A 19,528-nucleotide genomic window follows, 5' to 3' on the forward strand; every position below is an offset into this window, starting at 1 on the left:
AATTACTTTTCTGCCATAAAAATAAATTTAATAATAGTCCATATTAAGGATCATGGCTGATTTCTTTCTCATGGATTCTTTCGATCTCGCAGGAAGGACTATATATCTAAGGGTTGATATAAACTCACCTGTGAATCCAGTAACTGGAGAAATAATGGGTACAGATAGGTTTAGGGCCCATGTCGAGACTATTAGGAAGCTAAGAGATTCAAAGGTCGTTATTGTGGCCCATCAGAGCCGGCCTGGAAAGGATGATTTTACGTCGCTGAGGCAGCACGCGCAGGTCATGTCGCGTATTTTGAACAAGAAAGTAATGTTTGTAGATCAGCTCTTCGGATCACTTGTAAACAAGACTGTTGAATCAATGAATGAGGGAGATATAGTAATGCTAGAAAACGCTAGGTTCTATTCAGAAGAAGTTGACCTTACGACTTTAGAATCGATGGAAAATTCAAACATAGTTAAGGGTCTCTCTACTCTCTTCGATTACTATATTATAGATGCGTTTGCCGCAATACATAGGGCACAGACCACCCTTGTAGGTTTCAGGAGGATAAAGCCAAACATAGCAGGTGCGCTTATAGAGAAAGAGGTTACAATGATCGATAGGTTCAGGCATCTAAACGAATCTCCAAAAATAGCCATACTAGGCGGCGCAAAGATCGACGATTCTATCGCTGTATCAGAGAATTTCCTGAAATCCGGCTTCGTTGATAAAATACTCACCGGCGGTGTTGTTGCGAACGCATTCCTTTGGGCCAAAGGCATCGACATTGGAAAGAAGAACAGGGACTTCATAATAAAAAATAACGGAGATTACGAGAAGTTGATCGCTAAGTGTAAGGGTCTGCTCTCCGAGTTTGGTGATAGGATACTGGTACCGTCGGATTTCATTTTAAGTCCTTCAGGAGAAAGGGTCTCCGCAAACGGAAAGATTCCTGACGATCAGATACTTGCTGACATTGGACTCGATACCGTGGTCGAATACTCCGAAATAATTGATAAGGCTAAGGCAATATTTATGAATGGCCCAATGGGTATATATGAGATCGAAGCGTATTCATCTGGTACTAGGGAGATATTTTCTTCTGTAGCAAAATCAGAGGCCTTTAGCATAGCAGGTGGAGGGCATACTCTTAGCGCACTGGACAAGCTTGGTCTGACAAACAGGATAGATCATGCGTCAACAGGCGGAGGGGCACTCATAAGCTATTTAAGTGGTGAAGCTATGCCAGTACTCGAAGCATTGAAGGAAAGCAAACGTTTGTTTGAGGTGTAGATAAATGGCAAGAGATGTTGAGGCTCAATTGAATTACATAGAATCTCTAATTTCATCAGTTGATGCACAGATAGATGCAATTAATAAAATGGTATTGGAAGTGCAAACCACGATACAAATACTTAGCAGTGATGAACTGAGACAGAGTAAGGAGAGGCTTATATCTGTTGGATCGGGGATATTTGCTAATGGGAATTTAGATCTGGACAGCGATTTGATAGTCCCAATCGGCTCTGGCGTATATATAGCTGAAAAAAGATCGGAAACTATAGAAAGGCTTAAGGCTAACATAGAAAACCTAAAAGAGTCGATACAGAAATTAATGGATCAAAGGCGTACCCTTGTAGATCAATACAATACCGTATATACTACGGAAGCTACAAGAAATATAAAATGATGCAAGATGTTCGAAAAATTTAAGAAAAAACTTGTAGAGATATTTTCAAGAAAGAAAATCGATCCTGATGAAGCTGCGGAGGAAATACCATTAAAATTGATCGAGGCAGATGTATCAGTAGAAACTGCAGAATACCTTGGAAATTTAGTAAGGAACAAACTAAAGGACAGAGATTTTTCAGGTGAACTAAACGATGTACTCTACGCCTCCATAAAAGAGATCCTTGCGATACCTAAGCCAGACATATTAAATGTGAATAAAAAACCGTTCGTAATAATGTTCCTTGGAATAAATGGCACAGGTAAGACGACAACGATAGGGAAAGTAGCAAAGTACTTAAAATCAAAGGGAAAGTCCGTTGTATTATCCGCTTCCGATACCTTTAGGGCAGGTGCTATTGAGCAGCTTTCTATGATTGGCAAAGAGATCGGTGTTGAAGTAATTAAACATGAAAAGGGCAGTGACCCATCATCCGTTGCCTTTGATGCTATTCAACATGCCAAAGCAAGGAATATAGACTACGTTCTTGTCGATACAGCCGGAAGAATGAATACAAACAAGAACCTTATGGATGAAATGAAGAAGATAAAGAGGGTTTCAAATCCAGATATTACACTTCTCGTCCTGGATGCCGTTGCAGGACAAGATTCAATAAACCAGGCAAGAACGTTTCATGAAAATGTGGGTTTCGATGCGGTTATAGTAACGAAACTAGATACAGACGCAAGGGGCGGTTCCATACTTTCGATTTACCATGACTTGAGAAAACCGGTTCTGTTTGCCTGCGTAGGCCAGGGCCTTGATGATATAATGCAGTTTGACGCAGATTGGTACATAGAAAAGCTGATGCCAGAAAATAGTATAGCCTAATCAAAATGGCAAAGGTTAAAGTTATATTATAATTACACCAAACATGGAAGTTGATATCAATTACTTTCGAACGCTTGATATCAGAGCTGCGAAGGTTGTTTCATGCGAAAAGGTCGAAAAGTCTAGGAGTCTGTTGAGGATAGTTGTAGATCTTGGCGATCAACAGAAACAAATAATATCTAGCATAGCAGATTATTATAATCCATCAGATCTTATAGGAAAAACAATAATAATTCTGAACAATTTGAAACCGGCTAAATTCATGGGGCTTGAAAGCCAGGGTATGCTATTGGCAGTAGATAACGAAGAAGGCGTCAAGCTCCTTACTGTAGACGGAGAAGTTAAACCTGGGTCAAAGGTGTCTTAATGGAATGGGCCGATAAGTATAGGCCAAAACGAATTGAAGACCTTATTGTAAGTGAAGAAATAAGGCAGAAGATTCAATCTTGGATCGATGCGTGGGAGGAAGGCAGCCCTAAAAAGAGGGCATTGATATTGTATGGTGTTCAGGGCTCTGGTAAGACTTCTGCAGCATATGCAATTGCAGGCACTTTCGGTCTTCCTGTTGTTGAAATGAATGCATCTGAACAAAGAAACAGGGAGAGCATGAAAGCTACCGCTTTGATGGCCTCGCTTTACGCTGACCTAGGCGCAAGTGATTTCAGAAAGCCAAGCAAAGTTATTCTTATCGATGAGGCGGACAATATATTTGAGAGCAACAACCCAAAGCGAGGTGGCGATACAGGAGGAGTATATGAATTATCGAAGATAGTTAAAGAAACGCGGAATCCAGTAATAATAACAATGAACGATTTTTACGAATTTAGGAAGAAGAATTACTCATCTGAGGTAATAAATAATTCCGAATCCATAGAGTTCAAACCTTATGCTAGAAGGTTAGATAGAAATTACAACGAGTTTAAGAAAAATGTGAGGAATAGAATAAAATGGATAATCAATCAAGAGGGATTTTCGCTTCCAGATGATATTATAAATTCTATAATAGATAAGAACGCACCGGATATAAGGAGTATAATAAATGATGTGGAGGCAGCAGCAGTATCGCAGTCTAGCATAAGCCAGAACAATGATAGAGATACAGTTGAGAGCGTGTATTACCTCGTGGACAAGGCATTTAAGAAAAACTACGATGACACGTTGAAGTCTATATATGGTTCCGATGTGGACAGCGATTATTTTATCAATTGGGTCGAAGAGAACCTTCCATCGAAGACGGATGATATATCTGATCTTAATTCAGCCTATGAACAGCTGTCTTTCGCTGATCATATCCTTTGGGCTATAGAGAGAAAAAGGCACTTCGATCTTATGACCTTTCCTATGGAGATCGCTGGAGGATTAGCTTACTATATAGAAAATCCGAAGCATGAATACGTGAAATTCCATAGCCCTTCCTACATAAACAGCATGTCAAGATCCAAGGAAAGGAGGCACGCTCTAAATGCAGTTTCTTTGAAGATAGGTCTACTGTTACACATGAGCGGAGTTGAATCCCTCAACTATGTCTGGTTCTACCGTCTTATGTTTAAGGTGAACGCAGGATTCAGGGACACGGTTTATGAAAGGTTGAACTTGACGCAGGGAGAGGAGGCTGTACTTGAGAGTTAGCTGAACCCTATGGCATGGAAGGCAAACTTATATAACAGCGTAATAATTATGGGTAAGTCAGGCGAATTTAATGTCATTTACAAATCTTTACCAGGAAATAAGGGAAGAATGGAAGAGCCTTAAAAAGTCAGAGATATACGATGTAGAGAAAAGTAGGATGATTGGTTGGAGGCACGGCCCTTCCGTTGTTAGGTTAGATCATCCAACAAGGATCGACCGGGCAAGGGCCCTTGGTTATAAGAGCAAGGATGGCTTTATAGTTGTAAGGTCGCGCGTAAGGAGAGGCGGAAGCAACAGAGAAAAGATCATGGGTGGACGCAGGCCAAGGCGTCTTGCGTATAACAAACTCACTAGAAAAAAGAGCCTAAAGCTTATCGCTGAGGAGAGGGCAGCCGATAAGTACCCTAACTTGGAAGTTTTAAACTCATACTATGTCGGAGAAGACGGCCTTTACAAATACTATGAAGTGATCCTAGTTGATAAATCACATCCAAACATATACAACGATCCCCACATATCGTGGATATCTGAGCCTCAGAATACCGGTAGAGTTTATCGTGGTCTTACTTCTGCTGGCTACAAAGTCAGAGGTCTTCGCACTGGAAGGAAGGGGTCTAGCAAGAGCAGGCCTTCTATAAGGGCAAACGGCCGTCTCAGAAGATAAAGCCGCGGTGGCCCAGCGGTACGGCGCCAGACTTGAGATCTGGTTCCCTTGTGGATCGGGAGTTCGAATCTCCCCCGCGGCGCATTAGCTGCCTAAAGTTTTATGTTATTTGTTCATAGAATTTTTCAGACTGATTTTTTTAGTTGGCAGGATTCGTATTTATACGCTAAAATCTGCGGTTTTGGCGAGTATAAATAGTGTATAAAATCATATTTTTTTAAATATTAATCTCAATCCATAAAGTGGACAATGTATTAATGCGATGCAATAATCTGCCCATATGGATAGAGAAATATTCGTGTCTTATAGCGTAAGCGCTAATAGTATAGCCGGATGGGTAGCATACGGCGGTTCCGAATCGTTCCATGATATGTCTAGGGGCATACTGGCAGCGAGGATAGGCATCCCAAGGCTCTTGAGGATGTTTCGTAAATTCTGTATAAAATCTAGCTGGTATGTGCCTGGTATAGTCATGGAAACATTTCCTGATGAAGTTCGGGCTATATACGCTGATGGTCATGAACTTGGCACGCATGGGTACCTGCACGAATATGCGCCATCGATGAGCTATGATCAAGAGGAACGGGTTATTGCTAAAACAGCAGAACTTGTTAAAGACATAACTGGCCACAACCCATATGGCCACCTTCCATCGCAGTGGGAGGAATCAGTGAATACTATGCGTATTCTTATGAATCATGGATACAAATATGCAAGAGGATTAGAGGACGATGATTTTCATCCATTTTATGCTTCGACAGGTAGATCTTGGCCAAGAGTGGACTATTCCAAATTGCCAGAAACATGGATGAAGCCAATGAATCTTGGTGAAAAGATTGATTTTGTTGAGATACCGATCAACTGGTTCCTGAACGATGGCACATATTTCAACTTTAACAAGCATGTGCCTGGAAAAAGACCAATGTCACTCTCAGAAGTACTTGAGAACTGGAAGGCTGCCTTTGATTACGTGTACAGGGAATACGAGTATGCGATATTTCCAGTAAATATACATCCAGATACTAGCGGCAACCCTGAGGTGCAGATATTTCACGAGAAATTCATATCATACATCCTAGAGCACAATGGAGCTAGCTTTGTTTCAGATTCCTTCATCGCGGAAGATTTCAGGAAGAGATATCCATTTCCGCATGAATTCAGGGAAAAAGTTGATCTTTAATTCGAAGATAACAACATCCTTATTTTTTTGGTAATATCAATCTCAATCAAAATTCGCATCTTGGTTTGCTAGATCCTAAGGAAAGTATTTAAAGGGTAATAAAATTACGAGCAGATATTAATGAGCTGGCAAGAAGCAGAAGTTAGAGAACTTAAAGTTGGCAGATACATACTCATAGATGATGTACCTTGCAAAATAGTTGAAATAACGATGTCTAAACCAGGTAAACACGGCGAAGCAAAGGGTAGAATCGTGGCCATTGGGGTATTCGATAATCAGAAACGGAGTGTTGTATATCCAGTGAAGCATAAAGTGAAGATACCTATAATAGAAAAAAAGAATGCGCAGGTGCTATCTGTGATGAACAACGAAGCTCAGCTTATGGATTCCGAAACTTTCGAAACATTCGTGCTCCCGCTTGATCCAGAAATAGCTGACAAAGTTAAGCCGGGAATGGAGGTGCCGTATTGGGAGGCAATGGGCGTGAGAAAGATCATGCTTCAGAATTAAGATCTATTTTTAGCCTTAAAAAGATAGCGGATGCTGTAAACGGCTATGAGGAAGCAAAATACGTTGTATTTGGAATCCCATTTGATAATACGTCTAGCTATAGACGTGGATCAAAGTATGCACCGGATTCTATAAGAGGAGCATACGTGAACTTGGAATCATACGAATATTCCTATGGGATCGATCTCCTAGCATCTGGCATGGCGGATCTAGGGGATATGGAAGAATCGGAAGACGTAGAGTATGTGATAGATACAGTTGAAAGTGTGGTTTCTGCTGTGATGAGCGATGGAAAAATACCAATAATGCTAGGCGGAGAGCACTCAATAACCGTTGGTGCAGTAAGGGCTCTTCCTAAAGATGTGGATCTTGTTATTGTGGATGCGCATTCGGATTTCAGATCATCGTATATGGGCAACAAATACAACCATGCATGCGTAACTCGAAGAGCATTGGATCTGTTGGGAGAAGGAAGGATTACTTCTATAGGGATAAGATCTGTTTCTAGGGAAGAATTTGAAGATCCAGATTTTAGGAAGGTATCCTTTATTTCATCCTTTGATGTTAAGAAGAACGGTATCGATAAGTATATAGAAGAAGTTGATAGGAAGAGTAGAAGGGTGTATATATCCGTAGACATGGACGGCATAGATCCTGCATACGCACCAGCTGTAGGTACTCCTGAACCATTTGGCCTTGCTGATACAGATGTACGGCGCCTTATTGAACGGCTTTCTTACAAAGCTGTTGGTTTCGATATAGTTGAATTCTCACCGCTATACGATAACGGAAATACATCTATGCTTGCCGCAAAATTACTACAGGTTTTCATAGCAAGTAGAGAAAAATACTATAAAGAACACATTTAATTAATAAAATTATTCTATAGAAGTAAATAAGTAAAAATTAAACACCAATTGCCCCAGCTATCTCTTTTCCTTTTGTTATAACAACTTTACAAGGCGTAGGTAGTTTTATAGCTGCCTTTTTGAGAGCAATTTTCAACTCGTGGGCATGCGCTTCGTCAGTTCTGCCTATCATTATAACATCGTTCTGGTAAACTCTCGCTGCCGTGCCTACAGGTCTTCCGAACGCAGCCCTCATTCCGCTTGATATACGGTCAGCTCCTGCCCCAGTAGCCATCTTATGCTCTCTTAATACGTGGTGAGGATAAGGAACAACCTTAAGATAGAAATTATCGAGGCCAGCAGCTTCTGTCATCCTCCTATTTACTGAAACCCTGGCAGCCTCCAGAGCTGTATGTCTAACCTGGCAGGATTCCATGGCAATTAGCTGCATTTCTATTGGAAAGTCTCTTTTCTGATTTCCTTGCACGAAGGTAGTTATTTTTGGATAGGGGACACCTCCCATGAATTCCTTCCTAGTATATGCAGGACCGGTAATACGTGTATACATTCTTGCTGGCTTTGTTACCATAAATACACCTTTTTCTCATATTAATGGCATATATTTAAACTTGTGTCACTTTCAAATTGAATATGCTTTACCATAGTGAAATTGCACTCTGAATTTGAATATTAAAACTAAAGCTTATTTTACGGTAAAATTAAATAGTATACCTGGTAATAAAGACAAATTTCCCTTGTAAATTCAAGTTCTTCTCAGTATTATAGAAACTTCTCCATTCTCCTCCTGAACGTCTATCAATTTAAATTTTGACGTCCTTGCCAACCCATCGTATACGCTGCGGTCAAATGGGAATTTTTCTTTAAGGACTATTAGCTTAACGTCTTGTCCAGGCTCTAACTGAAATGATAGGCCCTTCAAAGTACTCTTCAAATAATTGAAGGGATCACCGCCACACGTTATATTCCTCTGATCTTCAATCTGCATAGTACAATAATTCTTGCGTAGTATTTAACTGTAAAGTAAAAATTATAATTTACAAACTATTTATTTCTGCAATTTGTGAAATTTTAAGTTTTCGAGCGCTAACGTTATATGTCTTTGACCAATATGGAGAGGATATGACAGACGATAACTACGACTCATCCCAAATACAAATACTTGAAGGGTTGAAAGCTGTAAGAAAAGTGCCTGGAATGTATATAGGTTCAACCGATACAAGAGGCTTACATCACTTAGTATACGAGGTTGTGGACAATAGCGTAGATGAATCGGTAGCTGGATTTTGTTCCAACATTTATGTTAAGATAGGAAAAGATGGATCTGTCCTAGTTGAGGATGATGGAAGGGGCATACCTGTAGACATACATCCTAAATATAACAGACCAGGGCTAGAAATAGTACTCACAGAACTGCACAGTGGTGCAAAATTCGATAAGAAAGTATATAAAATAACTGGCGGGCTCCATGGAGTAGGCGTTCATGTTGTCAATGCTCTCTCGTCAAAACTGATCGCAGTAGTGAAGAGGGATGGGCACATATACTACGAAGTGTTTGAAAAGGGCATACCAAAGGAAGGCCTTAAGACCGTTGAAGACAAATCTGTTCTTGAGAAATTTGGAATAGATATTAAATATCCAGGGCACGGTACAATAATAAAATTTTATCCTGATCCTGAAATATTTGAGACAACTGAATTTTCAAAGGAAACTATACTTGCAAGGGTTACTGACCTGGCATATCTTAATCCGCAGCTTACGATCACGCTTGAAGATGAAAGGACAGGATCTTTGGAGACTCTGCATTACGAAGGTGGCATCGTCGAACTAGTAAAGCATCTTTCCGAAGGGAAGAACCTTATAGTTGACCCTCTGTATTGGAGGGAAGAGGTAGATCACTACATCGTTGAATTTGCTTTTACTTACACCACCGATGTTCAGGAAATACTCCAATCGTACGTGAACAATATAAGTACACCTGAGGGGGGCACTCATGTGGCCGGTTTTCATCAAGGCCTTTCGAGGGCAATACAGGATTATGCCAGATCTAATGGTAAAATAAAGGGTGTAGACGACATAACAGGCGATGATGTAAAAGAAGGTGTAATAGCCGTACTCCACATTAAAATGCAGGACCCACAGTTCGAGGGTCAAACTAAAGCTAAGCTTGGCAACAGCAAGGTTAGAGGAATAGTACAGTCTATTACATCAAAATTCGTGAAAACATTCCTTGAAACAAATCCGCATATAGCTGATTTAATATTGTCTAGAGTGTTGTCGGCAGCTGCAGCAAGGGAAGCTTCTAGGAAAGCGAAGGAGCTTGTTAGGAGGAAATCTGCACTTGAAGGCGGAGGGCTTCCGGGAAAGCTTGCTGATTGTTCTTCAAATGATCCAAACAATACTGAACTTTACATTGTAGAAGGAGATTCAGCTGGAGGCTCTGCAAAGCAGGCAAGGAATAGGCAATATCAGGCTGTTCTGCCTTTGAGGGGAAAAATACTCAATGTAGAAAAAGCATCAGACATGAAGGTTGTCGAAAACGAAATAATAAAGGATCTTGTAGTTGCGATCGGCACCGGAGTAAAGGAAGACATAAATCCTAGGAAGTTGAGATATGGGAAGATAATAATAATGACTGATGCAGATGTAGACGGTGCTCACATAAGAACTCTGTTGCTAACGTTCTTCTTCCGTTATGCCAGGTCGTTAATAGAAAACGGAAACGTCTACTTTGCCGAACCACCATTGTACAGGATACAGAAGGGGCAAGATGTTAGGTACGTTTATACGGAGGAAGAGAAGGATAAGCTGAGCATAGAATTCGGTCCAAACGCAATAATACAACGATTCAAAGGATTAGGTGAAATGAATCCAGAGCAGCTTTGGGATACCACCATGAATCCGAAGACTAGAAAGCTGGTTCAAGTAACGATACAAGATGCTGAAGAAGCAGAACGCATATTTTCAATACTTATGGGCGAAAAAGTTGAGCCAAGGAGAAGATTCATCGAAGAAAATGCGGTTTATGCTGAGAACATAGATCTGTAAGGTGTTTTTTTATGGAGAAGAGGCCAGTAGAAGTTGAGATAAAAAAGTCGTACTTAGAGTACGCAATGAGTGTTATCGTGAGCAGAGCAATACCGGACGCTAGGGACGGCCTTAAGCCTGTCCAAAGGCGTGTCCTGTATGCTATGCGGGAATTGAACGTTACACATGATAAGCCGTACAAAAAGTGTGCAAGGATAGTTGGAGAAACCATGGGAAAGTACCATCCGCATGGGGATATGGCTATATACGATGCACTAGTAAGAATGGCACAGGATTTTTCCCTTAGGTATCCGCTTGTAGATGGACAAGGCAACTTTGGTTCCATAGATGGGGACTCTCCGGCGGCGATGAGGTATACAGAAGCCAGGTTAACTCAGTTTGCGGAAGATATGATGGAAGATATTGATGAGGAAACAGTTAACTTCCGGTTAAATTTTGACGGAACCCTGCCTGAGCCTGAATACCTTCCTTCAAAGGTTCCAAACCTTCTAGTAAATGGAAGCTCGGGCATAGCTGTGGGTATGGCAACGAACATGGTGCCCCACAATTTATCGGAGATAAGTGATGCCATTAAATACGAGCTAAGGAATAGATCATGCAGCGTTGACGATCTCCTAAAGATCGTTAAAGGGCCTGACTTCCCAGGCGGGGGAATAGTATTTTACAGCAAGGATCTGATTGAAGCTTATAGGACAGGAAAGGGAAAGGTAATCGTGCAAGGTGAAGTTGATACCTCTGAAGAACGTAGGATCATAATAAAAAGCTTGCCGTATGGTGTGAATAAGTCAGTATTGGTAGAATCAATAGCCAACCTGGCAAAGAATGGCATTATTAAGGATATAACAGACATAAAAGATGAGAGTGACAGGAACGGTATACGAATAGTCATAAGAGTTAGGGACGAAGATCTTAAGCCATTAGTTATGAATCAATTATACGAACATACAGATCTAGAGACGACCATAGGCATAATAAACCTAGTACTTGTCGGAAATCAGCCAAAGCTTCTTAACTTGAAGCAGCTTTTAGACCAATTCATAGATCATCGGCTAGATGTAATTCTTAAAAGGTCACGATATAGGCTTGAGAAGAAGAATGAAAGGCACGATGTACTTTCAGGCGTATTAACAGCTATAGACAACATAGACAGAGTCGTAGAAATTGTGAGAGGTTCGGATGATGTGCAGAAGGCTTCTGAAACACTCAAGAAAACTTTTAATCTTAATGATAGGCAAGTAAAAGCTATTCTTGAGATGAGGCTGCAGAGATTAGTACACATGGAAAGAGAGAGTGTAGTGAACGAACTGAAAAGCATAGAAAAGGAGATAGCCGATCTAAAAGAAATAATAGAAAGCGAACAGAAGAGGATCGAAGTCCTGGAAGGTGAAATCGACGAAATAAAGAAGAGGTATGGGGATAAGCGTAGGACAAAGATCAAATTCAAGGAGATAGGAGAGAGATCGACTGAAGACCTAATTCCAAACGAAGAATCTGTTATAATGTTGAGTTACGGAGGCCTCGTTAAAAGAGTGCCTATCGACGAATATAGATCTCAGCGTAGGGGAGGAAAAGGCGTCAACACATCTATGAAGATATCCGATACCGTGAAAAGCATTATACACTGCTTCTCACACGATACTATATATTTCTTCACCAGTGGCGGAAGAGTTTTCAAGATTAAGGCGTACGAAATACCAAAGAAGAGCAGAACCTCGCTTGGTGTTTCAGCTGGAGCATTCCTCAAACTTCAGCAGAATGAAAGAGTGACTGAGGTAATGAAAGCACCCGCTGACAGAGGCGAACATCTCGTACTAGTGACAAGAAATGGATTTGTTAAGAAGACGCCTGCAGATCCTGTCTTTGATGCAAAAAGTTCTGGGCTTAAAATAATTACATTGGATGGTGACGATGAACTAGTCTCTGCGTCTACGATTGATACAGATACGAACATGTTTGTACTTTCCTCCAAGGGTAAGGGTTCGGTCTTTAACACCTCTGAGGTTAGAGAGACAGGGCGATCATCTATGGGTGTGCGATCAATGAGACTAGGCGAAGAAGATTATGTTGTTACAGCGTTCGTAGTTAAGGAAGGCCAAGATATACTTAGCATATCGGAGAAAGGCTTCGGAAAGAGAACAAACTTATCGGAGTTTCCTGTACACCACCGCGGATCGGGTGGGGTGCTAGTATATAGGGACACTGAGCGCACTGGAAAGATCAGCCAGGCAATTCCAGTTAAGGAAGACGATGAAGTAATTATCGTATCCATGAACGAGAAAACTATAAGGATAAAAGCCTCCGAAATACCAGAGACATCGCGCGTTACATCGGGAGTGAAGCTGATCGATTTAGAAGATGGAGATCGCATAATGGCAGTAGCTGTGTTTTGAGTTGAAAATAGTTTAGTGCAATATATATACTAAGAAATCATTTTAAGCTATGGTTGCAAGACTTTATCGTGAATTGAAAGAGATAGTTGAACCTTCACATACTGTATTAGTAGCATGGGACGTACAGAATGGGCTTGTGAATTCTATATTTAATAAAAATGAATTCTTAGGCGTTGTAAAAAATGTTATACAGTCAGCGAGAAAAAAAGGTGTCAAGGTTATCTACACAAAAATAACTCCAATGCCTCCAGGTTTTGAATCCGGCTATCGCCTATACTCCATGATGAAGAGATACGGTGTAAGTGATCCGGATAAAGTAAGATTTATGGAACCTGGGTCACCGGAAGCCGAAATATATTCAGAGCTCGCGCCAGAACAGGGCGATATCGTTATAAATAAGAACACAGCAGACCTATTCATCGGAACGAATGTGGAGTTGATGTTGCGCAATGCTGGAATAGATACAATACTGTTCACAGGCATAGCGACAGAATTTGGAATAGAATCATCAGCGAGGTCTGCAGGGAATAGAGGATTTTACCCTGTAGTTATACAAGATGGTGTTTCTTCGCCTAACAAAGACATGCACGAAGCCGCTCTGAAAATTCTCGCTACTCAGGCTATAACCATAAAATCAGAAGATCTTATGTCAGCATGGGACACAGCAAAAATTTAAACATTTCTTTTTTATCTCAACGACATGCAACCTTCTTTTACTCCTTCCGGCGGGAAATGGCTGTCAATTGCCGTTATACTCTTGGTTATTGGTTTGGTTGTTGGATTTGCCGCTGGTAGATTTACGGCACCAATACAGCAATCCAAGGAGCTCAATACATTCGCTGCAGGTTCTTTGAAATATGCATTAGGCAACGATTTTAACCCAGAATTTAATAACTTAACTGGGATAAAAGTAGGCATGACGTTTTCTGGTTCGATCTCAGGTGCCAAAGAAGTCCAAGCCGGAAAACAGTATAGTGTTTTTGTATCTGCCTCTGCACCTGTACTCTACCAGAACCTTATAAATAACACGCATTATGCAAGTTGGCAGATCGTCTTTTCTGCCAATGAGATGGCCATCACCTGGACAAACTCCAAATACGCAATAAATCCTTCTTGGCCCTACTGGTTTGAGAACATAACCAAAAATAGTACTATAGTCGCCGCCTCAAACGCTTCCTTAGACCCGAGCGGTTTCCAGGCTATAGAGACCATGAAACTAGCAGGGATCCTCTATACGAACTGGAGCGATCCTTTCGTACAAATGGCATTCAACCATAACGAAAGCTTATTTTTACAATACAACAAAGCATACAACACTTGGTTCGAGAAACTTGGCTACAAAGCTAACGATTCTCTTGCCCTATACCATCAGATCTTCATTTCAAAGTATCTAAACCATACGACAAAACTGACAACCGTTGAGATAGGTTTGGATGGATACTTAACTTCTGGTGCTGCTGATTACGCTCTAACATATGTTTCACAGGCTATTAACCAGAACCTATCCTACTATAAGAGCGCGACTGGCGGAAATGGCCTTCCTATTTGGATAAACCTTGGCAGTCTTAACAAAACTATAGATCAATTTTACGAACAAATAAATGAAAGCGGTCCAGCGTGGGACAACGTGGGCAATCTCCCTGGAGCACCTATATTGTATAGCGTGACAATAATAAATAACTACACAAGCCCATACGCGGTACAATACGTATACGATCTCATAACTCAAATGGGCCAGCATTACCTTGCCATGAGCAGATTCGACCCGTTGTCTCAGCCATTCGGCATTAATATATCGAACATGCCGAAACAGCTTCAGGCGGTTGTGACTCCGCCACCTAGTTATCTGCCGGTTTCAGCCTACGAGTGAAATGAAGTCTAAAATAATTTATCTATTTTTCCCAATATTTTTGCTTTACATATTGATAATACTCGTGCCAATAATAAGGGCGCTTACCTATTCTTCAATTGGCGAGATAACAGCTGATCTTTCTTCAGGCATATTGCCGAGCATAGAGTACACCTACGCCATATGCGGTGTTGTAGCTTTTCTTGCTGTTCTCTTTTCCCTGCCGTATTCGTATGTTATTTCCAGGCATACGGGCCCCGCTTACAAAGCCGCTGATAGCCTAGTCGAGATCCCTATAATGATACCGCACAGCGTGGTTGGAATAATTATGCTTATAACCTTCGAGCCGACCATGCCAATTGGCCATTTGCTTGCTAAATATATTCCTGGATATTCATTTGATGGGACACTCTTTGCTGTGATCATTACCCTCTTCTTTTTATCTTCTGCTTATTCCATAAGAGAGATAGGCATTGCATACCAGAAGGATGTTATGGAGTACGAGAACGTGGCTAAGACGCTTGGATTGGGGGAAACACTGAGTTTCGTTATAATATCAATGCGTTTGCTGCTTAGGCCAATGATGAAAGGTTTCCTCCTTTCATGGGCTCGATCTGTATCAGAGGTCGGAGCAATACTAATTGTAGCATACTACATATTTCCTAGCTTCGTAAAACTAGCAGGCGTATTTATATATTCGCAATGGCTTGGATATGGGTTGGGTCCAGCAGCAGCTTCGTCGGCCATACTCATAATTACTGGGATTGCAGTTACTGGCATATTCAAGATGGTAGAGAGCTATCATGTTAGGTATTAAAGGCTTGAAGGTGCAGATAGGAAAGTTCCAGCTTAGCATCAAGGAGCTTTCGCTTTCGGGAAGGCACAACTTCATAATGGGTGAAAATGGATCAGGAAAATCAACGTTCCTAAAGACTATTGCCGGGTTGATTGATCCGATATCTGGAAGGATCGATATTGACGGAAATGACATCACGAATATGCCTCCTTGGAAGCGTCACATTGCGTATATCCCCCAGAATTTACTGCTCTTTCCGCAATATAAGGTCATGGATAATATCGCGATCTCCATAAAATATGGGCAGGGAGATCCAGAAATATTCAAGGAGGTCGTAAAAGTAATGCACCTTGAGGATCTATTGGAACGAAACATATATCAGCTTTCTGGTGGTCAGCAGCAAAGGGTTGCAGTAGCCAGGGCTATTGTCTCTATGCCAAGGATCCTGCTCATGGATGAACCCTTCTCTATGCAGGACGAAAGGTCTAGAATGTCGCTTATATCGAATCTCCTAGATCTTATAGATAGATACGAAATAGATTATATTTATGTAACGCACAATTCAAGGGATCTAGAACTTGGTTTTGATACCTTATCAATTATGTACAATGGAACTATAATCGAAAGCGTACGATCAATCGATGATCTCCAAACTTACGAAGGGAACTCACTAATTGACTACAGAGATATAATAAAAATTGACGACAAGTACTACAAAGTTGGAATATCATCAGTAATCCCAGCTCAAGACGGTTATTCATCTAGGTGCGTGAAAGAGGGCGATTACTATCTCTGTGTTGTCGATATAGATGGCGATCAGTACTTCGTCCGTTCATCCTTCGATGCCCATAGCGTTAGATTTGACTTGTCTAAAGCTAGAGAACTTAGTATCGCCTCTTCTTTATTATAAGATTGCATAAGGTTAAAAGTTTGAATATAATTCATACCTGCTGGAAACAGCAGATGAGAAAGCACGAGGGCAACTGACGCCGTAAGGTGAGGAAAGTCCCCCCTCCTCGGCAGGGCCCAGTTGGCGCAAGCCAGTGTTCCGAGAGGAATGGTAAAGGCAAAAGAAATCAACGGTTCCCAGTAAAGGATGAACTCGAAGGGGAGACGTTTCTGGGAGATCCGATGGGAAGCCTTCCTGGGTGGAGAAAGTCTAAAATGGCCCTGTGAAGCTGCCGTTAGGGCCGGGTGAGACGACTAGTCGAATGTTGCCAGCCCGAAAGGGTGAACAGAAGGGGGCTTACTCCGTGGATTCTCATCTTAACTTATATAACAGGTAACCTGCAGCCCCTGCAGACATGTGCATAAAATCATAGAAGTTGTGGCCTAACCTTATATCCGTCTTTTTAAGCATTCCCGGGTGTTTTTCCTCGAGCTGCGCCCTTCCGTAGCCATTCCAAAAAGCTTGCTTAAGAAACGATATAAAGCTATCTCTTACTTTAGCATAGACTACGCATTCATTGCAGAATCCAAATTTGAATCCGGACATAGCAGCACGGAGGTTAAGATCTATGTCCTCAGCTGTAACAAATCTCTTGTCGAATCCACCTAGGCTGAAAAAAGCTCTCTTTTTATATGCCAAATTTACTGAAGGAGCAGTAATTTCTATGCCATTGAAATAGATCTTTACTCTATCCTGTATGTACCTTTTCTTTCCGGTATATACTGTCTTTCCTATTGCAATTTCGAATCCGTTGTTTAATACGGAAACCATGCCGCCTATCCAGCCATTTGAAACTATAGCGTCGCCATCCGTGAAAAGTATGTTTTCAAATGAAGAATTCATAGCGCCTATATTTCTGCCTTCGCCCCTGGAACACCTTGTCCTTATGTACTTTACTTTGTCGTATTTCTTCACGATGCCCTCGGTGCCATCATTGCTCATATCATCTACTACAACGACCTCGAAATGTTCGTAATCATTGTTGAATAGGCTGTCAAGCAATTTCTGTATATTTTTGGCTTCATTCTTAATTGTTATTACAACAGACGCCCCTTCTTCATCCATGGCACACGAAATTGATTTAAATCCAGTCGGCGCGATCTACGTCTCTTTCTTCCTTTGTCTTTTTCTTGTACTCCTTGTAGTGTTCCTTGCATAAATGTACTTTAGTTTTGTCGGTTTTGAGGGAAAATACCTTTTTTGCTAGCTCCGCAGGCACAGTTTTAAATCTTTCATTGCTGCATTCTACGACGTCACAAATTTTGTCCATCGTATTAAGATACTATCTACTCTAATTAATTTTCTTTTTTCGTATGTTTAAATTAAACATTAATCTGAGATCAACTCTATCAAAAGCGGCAGCGACTTAAGATATAAGTAGTCAAGGTCGAAGTGTGTTTCGTCGTAGGTTTCGAAGAAGTGGACTATTCCATTTTTCTCCAAAAAATTGTGCATTGCTTCCATTCCGATATCTATGTGAAAGTCATCCCTTGAGCCGACCTGCATAAACACAGCCATATCCTTAAGGACGTCGATATTGTTCGATATATTGAATGCCGGATCGAGACGCCTCCACTTATCCCACACGTCATATTTCAGAAGCCCAGTCCTTGTATCAAATGGGAGTCCGATACCCATCTCTGCTTCCTGATCGGGACTGTAAAAAGCAGACATTGCAAGGACATTCACGACTTTCATGTCTTCTGGCGACATGTTCATTTTGCTCTTCACATAGGTGTACCATTCTAAAACACCGTATCTTCTAAAATATTTGATTGCGGCTGGAAAATCTGGGAGATAGCAATATTCAAATCCGGAATCCCCGGCTACGTCGACAAAGCCAGATATTTTGTCTGGATGCCTTACTGCAAGCGTATAGGCCCCGAAACCTCCAGAAGATTTTCCAAAGAGCCCAACAGGCCTTTTTCCATAACGTTTAAACAAATACTCTAACACATCAGATACAATAAAATCTTCATAGTTTCCAACCGCTGGTGAATTTATGTACTGGTTCCCATAAAGTGAAGTCATTGTATCAGGCAGTGCTATTATGAAGCCGTCATTTTCGGCTTTTTCAGCGATTTTTTCTAGTACTGAAATGAAATCAACTTTATTGAAGTATCGGTTCATAAAGCTTCTGTTAGTACCAAAGAAGCCTTGCAATCCAATCAGAATAGGCGATCGATCGTTTCTACTATGATCGATTATTATAATGGATCTTTTTGAGGGATCTTTAAGTGGATTATTCAGCAGCGATATAGAATCTATCTCATCCTCCGTGATATTCAGCATATAGCATTTAACATATTATCATAGATTAATTTATGCTATTCTCGATCTATGCAACATAATCCCCCGGAACAGCGCCTTCGTCAACCGATAACAATTTTACCCCATCCTTCGTTATGGATCCGAGAACTAGTACCTGTGAAATAAAGTTTGCCACTCTTTTTGGAGGAAAGTTTACTACAGCAACAACTAATCGGCCTAAGAGGTCTTCAGGTTTGTAGTTAGTTATCTGAGCAGAAGAGTTCAATATACCGATGTCGTCTCCGAAATATATCTTTAGCTTATAGGCTGGTTTCCTAGCTTCCGGAAAAGAATCTACTGAAATGATCCTGCCTATCCTTATGTCTAGTTTTTGAAAGGTTTCGTAATCAGTTCTTTCTTTCAATCGATTCACCTGTAGAATGTAACGGACGAATTAAAAAAATATTATTGAAAATTAGAATAACGATGTAGCATAATTTAATATCTTCTAGTTATACCTTAATATGAAGTTTAAAGTCGAAGTTTCCTACAAGCCAGGCGTAGAAGACCCTGAGGCTTTGACGCTGTTAAAAAACTTAAATATACTTGGATATCACGAAATAAGCAATGTATCCATTTCAAAGGTTTACTATTTTGATGCAGGGAACGAGGAGGAAGTTAAACAGGTAGCCGATAAGATACTCTCTAATCCCGTTATACACTCATATAAGGTAGAGAAGCTTGGATAACCTAAATTCGTATCACCAAGTTGCTATACTGCAACAAAATTATTACTAATCAATAATTTACTTGTAGAATTAATTCCAAGTAAAAATGATACCCACATCATA

22 protein-coding genes, 1 tRNA gene and 1 other RNA gene are annotated in these 19,528 nt (G+C 40.8%); 18 read left to right on the forward strand and 6 right to left on the reverse strand.

The annotated features are described in order from the left end of the window. The first annotated feature begins 52 nt into the window (after window positions 1-52). The 10 genes from TVG_RS02775 (at window position 53) to speB (ending at window position 7,398) form a co-directional block, all read left to right on the forward strand. Window positions 53-1,279: a phosphoglycerate kinase gene (locus TVG_RS02775; RefSeq protein WP_010916788.1), complete on the forward strand. Its 1,227-nt coding sequence runs from the start codon at window positions 53-55 to the stop codon at window positions 1,277-1,279. Window positions 1,280-1,283: 4 nt separating this feature from the next. Then, window positions 1,284-1,676 carry a prefoldin subunit alpha gene (gene pfdA / locus TVG_RS02780; protein ID WP_010916789.1) on the forward strand — a complete coding sequence of 131 codons (393 nt, stop codon included), beginning with the start codon at window positions 1,284-1,286 and terminating at the stop codon, window positions 1,674-1,676. A 6-nt stretch (window positions 1,677-1,682) separates the two neighbouring features. Then, window positions 1,683-2,546: a signal recognition particle-docking protein FtsY gene (gene ftsY, locus TVG_RS02785; RefSeq protein WP_010916790.1), complete on the forward strand. Its 864-nt coding sequence runs from the start codon at window positions 1,683-1,685 to the stop codon at window positions 2,544-2,546. Window positions 2,547-2,589: 43 nt separating this feature from the next. Next, window positions 2,590-2,913, forward strand: coding sequence for a methionine--tRNA ligase subunit beta (metG, locus tag TVG_RS02790; RefSeq protein ID WP_010916791.1), 324 nt, complete (start codon window positions 2,590-2,592; stop codon window positions 2,911-2,913). Next, window positions 2,913-4,175, forward strand: a complete 1,263-nt coding sequence (locus tag TVG_RS02795) for a replication factor C large subunit (protein WP_010916792.1) — start codon at window positions 2,913-2,915, stop codon at window positions 4,173-4,175. Before metG ends, TVG_RS02795 begins: the two co-directional genes overlap by 1 nt. A gap of 70 nt (window positions 4,176-4,245) precedes the next feature. Further along, window positions 4,246-4,839 carry a 50S ribosomal protein L15e gene (locus TVG_RS02800; protein ID WP_010916793.1) on the forward strand — a complete coding sequence of 198 codons (594 nt, stop codon included), beginning with the start codon at window positions 4,246-4,248 and terminating at the stop codon, window positions 4,837-4,839. Window position 4,840: 1 nt separating this feature from the next. Continuing rightward, window positions 4,841-4,921: transfer RNA gene (locus TVG_RS02805), tRNA-Ser, on the forward strand. A gap of 198 nt (window positions 4,922-5,119) precedes the next feature. Next, a complete protein-coding gene (locus tag TVG_RS02810; protein WP_010916794.1) occupies window positions 5,120-6,019 on the forward strand; it encodes a polysaccharide deacetylase family protein in 900 nt (299 codons plus the stop codon). Window positions 6,020-6,139: 120 nt separating this feature from the next. Continuing rightward, window positions 6,140-6,529, forward strand: coding sequence for a translation initiation factor IF-5A (locus tag TVG_RS02815; protein ID WP_010916795.1), 390 nt, complete (start codon window positions 6,140-6,142; stop codon window positions 6,527-6,529). Beyond that, window positions 6,487-7,398 (forward strand): agmatinase, encoded by a 912-nt coding sequence (speB, locus tag TVG_RS02820; protein ID WP_010916796.1) that lies wholly within the window; start codon window positions 6,487-6,489, stop codon window positions 7,396-7,398. The genes TVG_RS02815 and speB overlap by 43 nt, the downstream gene beginning before the upstream one ends. A gap of 37 nt (window positions 7,399-7,435) precedes the next feature. On the opposite strand, the gene TVG_RS02825 is transcribed toward speB, so the two are convergent. Together TVG_RS02825 and TVG_RS02830 are read right to left on the reverse strand one after the other, a co-directional pair. After that, the gene (locus TVG_RS02825) at window positions 7,436-7,966 is read right to left on the reverse strand and encodes a 50S ribosomal protein L16 (RefSeq protein WP_010916797.1); all 531 of its coding nucleotides are present in this window, start codon (window positions 7,964-7,966) and stop codon (window positions 7,436-7,438) included. A 174-nt stretch (window positions 7,967-8,140) separates the two neighbouring features. After that, a complete protein-coding gene (locus TVG_RS02830; RefSeq protein WP_010916798.1) occupies window positions 8,141-8,383 on the reverse strand; it encodes a hypothetical protein in 243 nt (80 codons plus the stop codon). 134 nt (window positions 8,384-8,517) lie between these two features. Here TVG_RS02830 and TVG_RS02835 point away from each other — a divergent pair, with 134 nt between their 5' ends. The 7 genes from TVG_RS02835 to rnpB all read left to right on the forward strand — a co-directional run bounded on the left by TVG_RS02835 (window position 8,518) and on the right by rnpB (window position 16,739). After that, window positions 8,518-10,443 (forward strand): DNA topoisomerase subunit B, encoded by a 1,926-nt coding sequence (locus TVG_RS02835; RefSeq protein WP_010916799.1) that lies wholly within the window; start codon window positions 8,518-8,520, stop codon window positions 10,441-10,443. Window positions 10,444-10,454: 11 nt separating this feature from the next. Further along, complete coding sequence (gyrA, locus tag TVG_RS02840) at window positions 10,455-12,833, forward strand: DNA gyrase subunit A (RefSeq protein WP_010916800.1); 2,379 nt, start codon at window positions 10,455-10,457, stop codon at window positions 12,831-12,833. Between the two features lie 49 nt (window positions 12,834-12,882). After that, window positions 12,883-13,509, forward strand: coding sequence for an isochorismatase family cysteine hydrolase (locus TVG_RS02845; protein ID WP_010916801.1), 627 nt, complete (start codon window positions 12,883-12,885; stop codon window positions 13,507-13,509). A 24-nt stretch (window positions 13,510-13,533) separates the two neighbouring features. Continuing rightward, window positions 13,534-14,703 (forward strand): extracellular solute-binding protein, encoded by a 1,170-nt coding sequence (locus TVG_RS02850; protein ID WP_010916802.1) that lies wholly within the window; start codon window positions 13,534-13,536, stop codon window positions 14,701-14,703. 1 nt (window position 14,704) lies between these two features. Beyond that, window positions 14,705-15,499, forward strand: coding sequence for an ABC transporter permease (locus tag TVG_RS02855; RefSeq protein WP_010916803.1), 795 nt, complete (start codon window positions 14,705-14,707; stop codon window positions 15,497-15,499). Beyond that, window positions 15,486-16,388: an ATP-binding cassette domain-containing protein gene (locus TVG_RS02860; RefSeq protein ID WP_010916804.1), complete on the forward strand. Its 903-nt coding sequence runs from the start codon at window positions 15,486-15,488 to the stop codon at window positions 16,386-16,388. Before TVG_RS02855 ends, TVG_RS02860 begins: the two co-directional genes overlap by 14 nt. A 57-nt stretch (window positions 16,389-16,445) precedes the next feature. Then, an RNA gene (gene rnpB / locus TVG_RS08205) (RNase P RNA component) lies at window positions 16,446-16,739 on the forward strand. Here the strand turns inward: rnpB and TVG_RS02870 are convergent. The 4 genes from TVG_RS02870 to TVG_RS02885 are packed head-to-tail and all read right to left on the reverse strand — an operon-like array spanning window position 16,740 to window position 19,101. Then, a complete protein-coding gene (locus TVG_RS02870) occupies window positions 16,740-17,492 on the reverse strand; it encodes a glycosyltransferase (RefSeq protein ID WP_010916805.1) in 753 nt (250 codons plus the stop codon). Between the two features lie 16 nt (window positions 17,493-17,508). Further along, the gene (locus TVG_RS02875; RefSeq protein ID WP_010916806.1) at window positions 17,509-17,697 is read right to left on the reverse strand and encodes a hypothetical protein; all 189 of its coding nucleotides are present in this window, start codon (window positions 17,695-17,697) and stop codon (window positions 17,509-17,511) included. Window positions 17,698-17,756: 59 nt separating this feature from the next. After that, complete coding sequence (locus TVG_RS02880; protein WP_010916807.1) at window positions 17,757-18,719, reverse strand: alpha/beta fold hydrolase; 963 nt, start codon at window positions 18,717-18,719, stop codon at window positions 17,757-17,759. A 46-nt stretch (window positions 18,720-18,765) separates the two neighbouring features. Further along, window positions 18,766-19,101, reverse strand: coding sequence for a tRNA-binding protein (locus TVG_RS02885; RefSeq protein ID WP_010916808.1), 336 nt, complete (start codon window positions 19,099-19,101; stop codon window positions 18,766-18,768). Between the two features lie 100 nt (window positions 19,102-19,201). On the opposite strand from TVG_RS02885, the gene purS reads away from it, so the two are divergent. After that, the gene (gene purS / locus TVG_RS02890; RefSeq protein WP_010916809.1) at window positions 19,202-19,426 is read left to right on the forward strand and encodes a phosphoribosylformylglycinamidine synthase subunit PurS; all 225 of its coding nucleotides are present in this window, start codon (window positions 19,202-19,204) and stop codon (window positions 19,424-19,426) included. Window positions 19,427-19,528 lie beyond the last annotated feature (102 nt).

Source organism: Thermoplasma volcanium GSS1 (assembly GCF_000011185.1).
Lineage (GTDB): Archaea > Thermoplasmatota > Thermoplasmata > Thermoplasmatales > Thermoplasmataceae > Thermoplasma > Thermoplasma volcanium.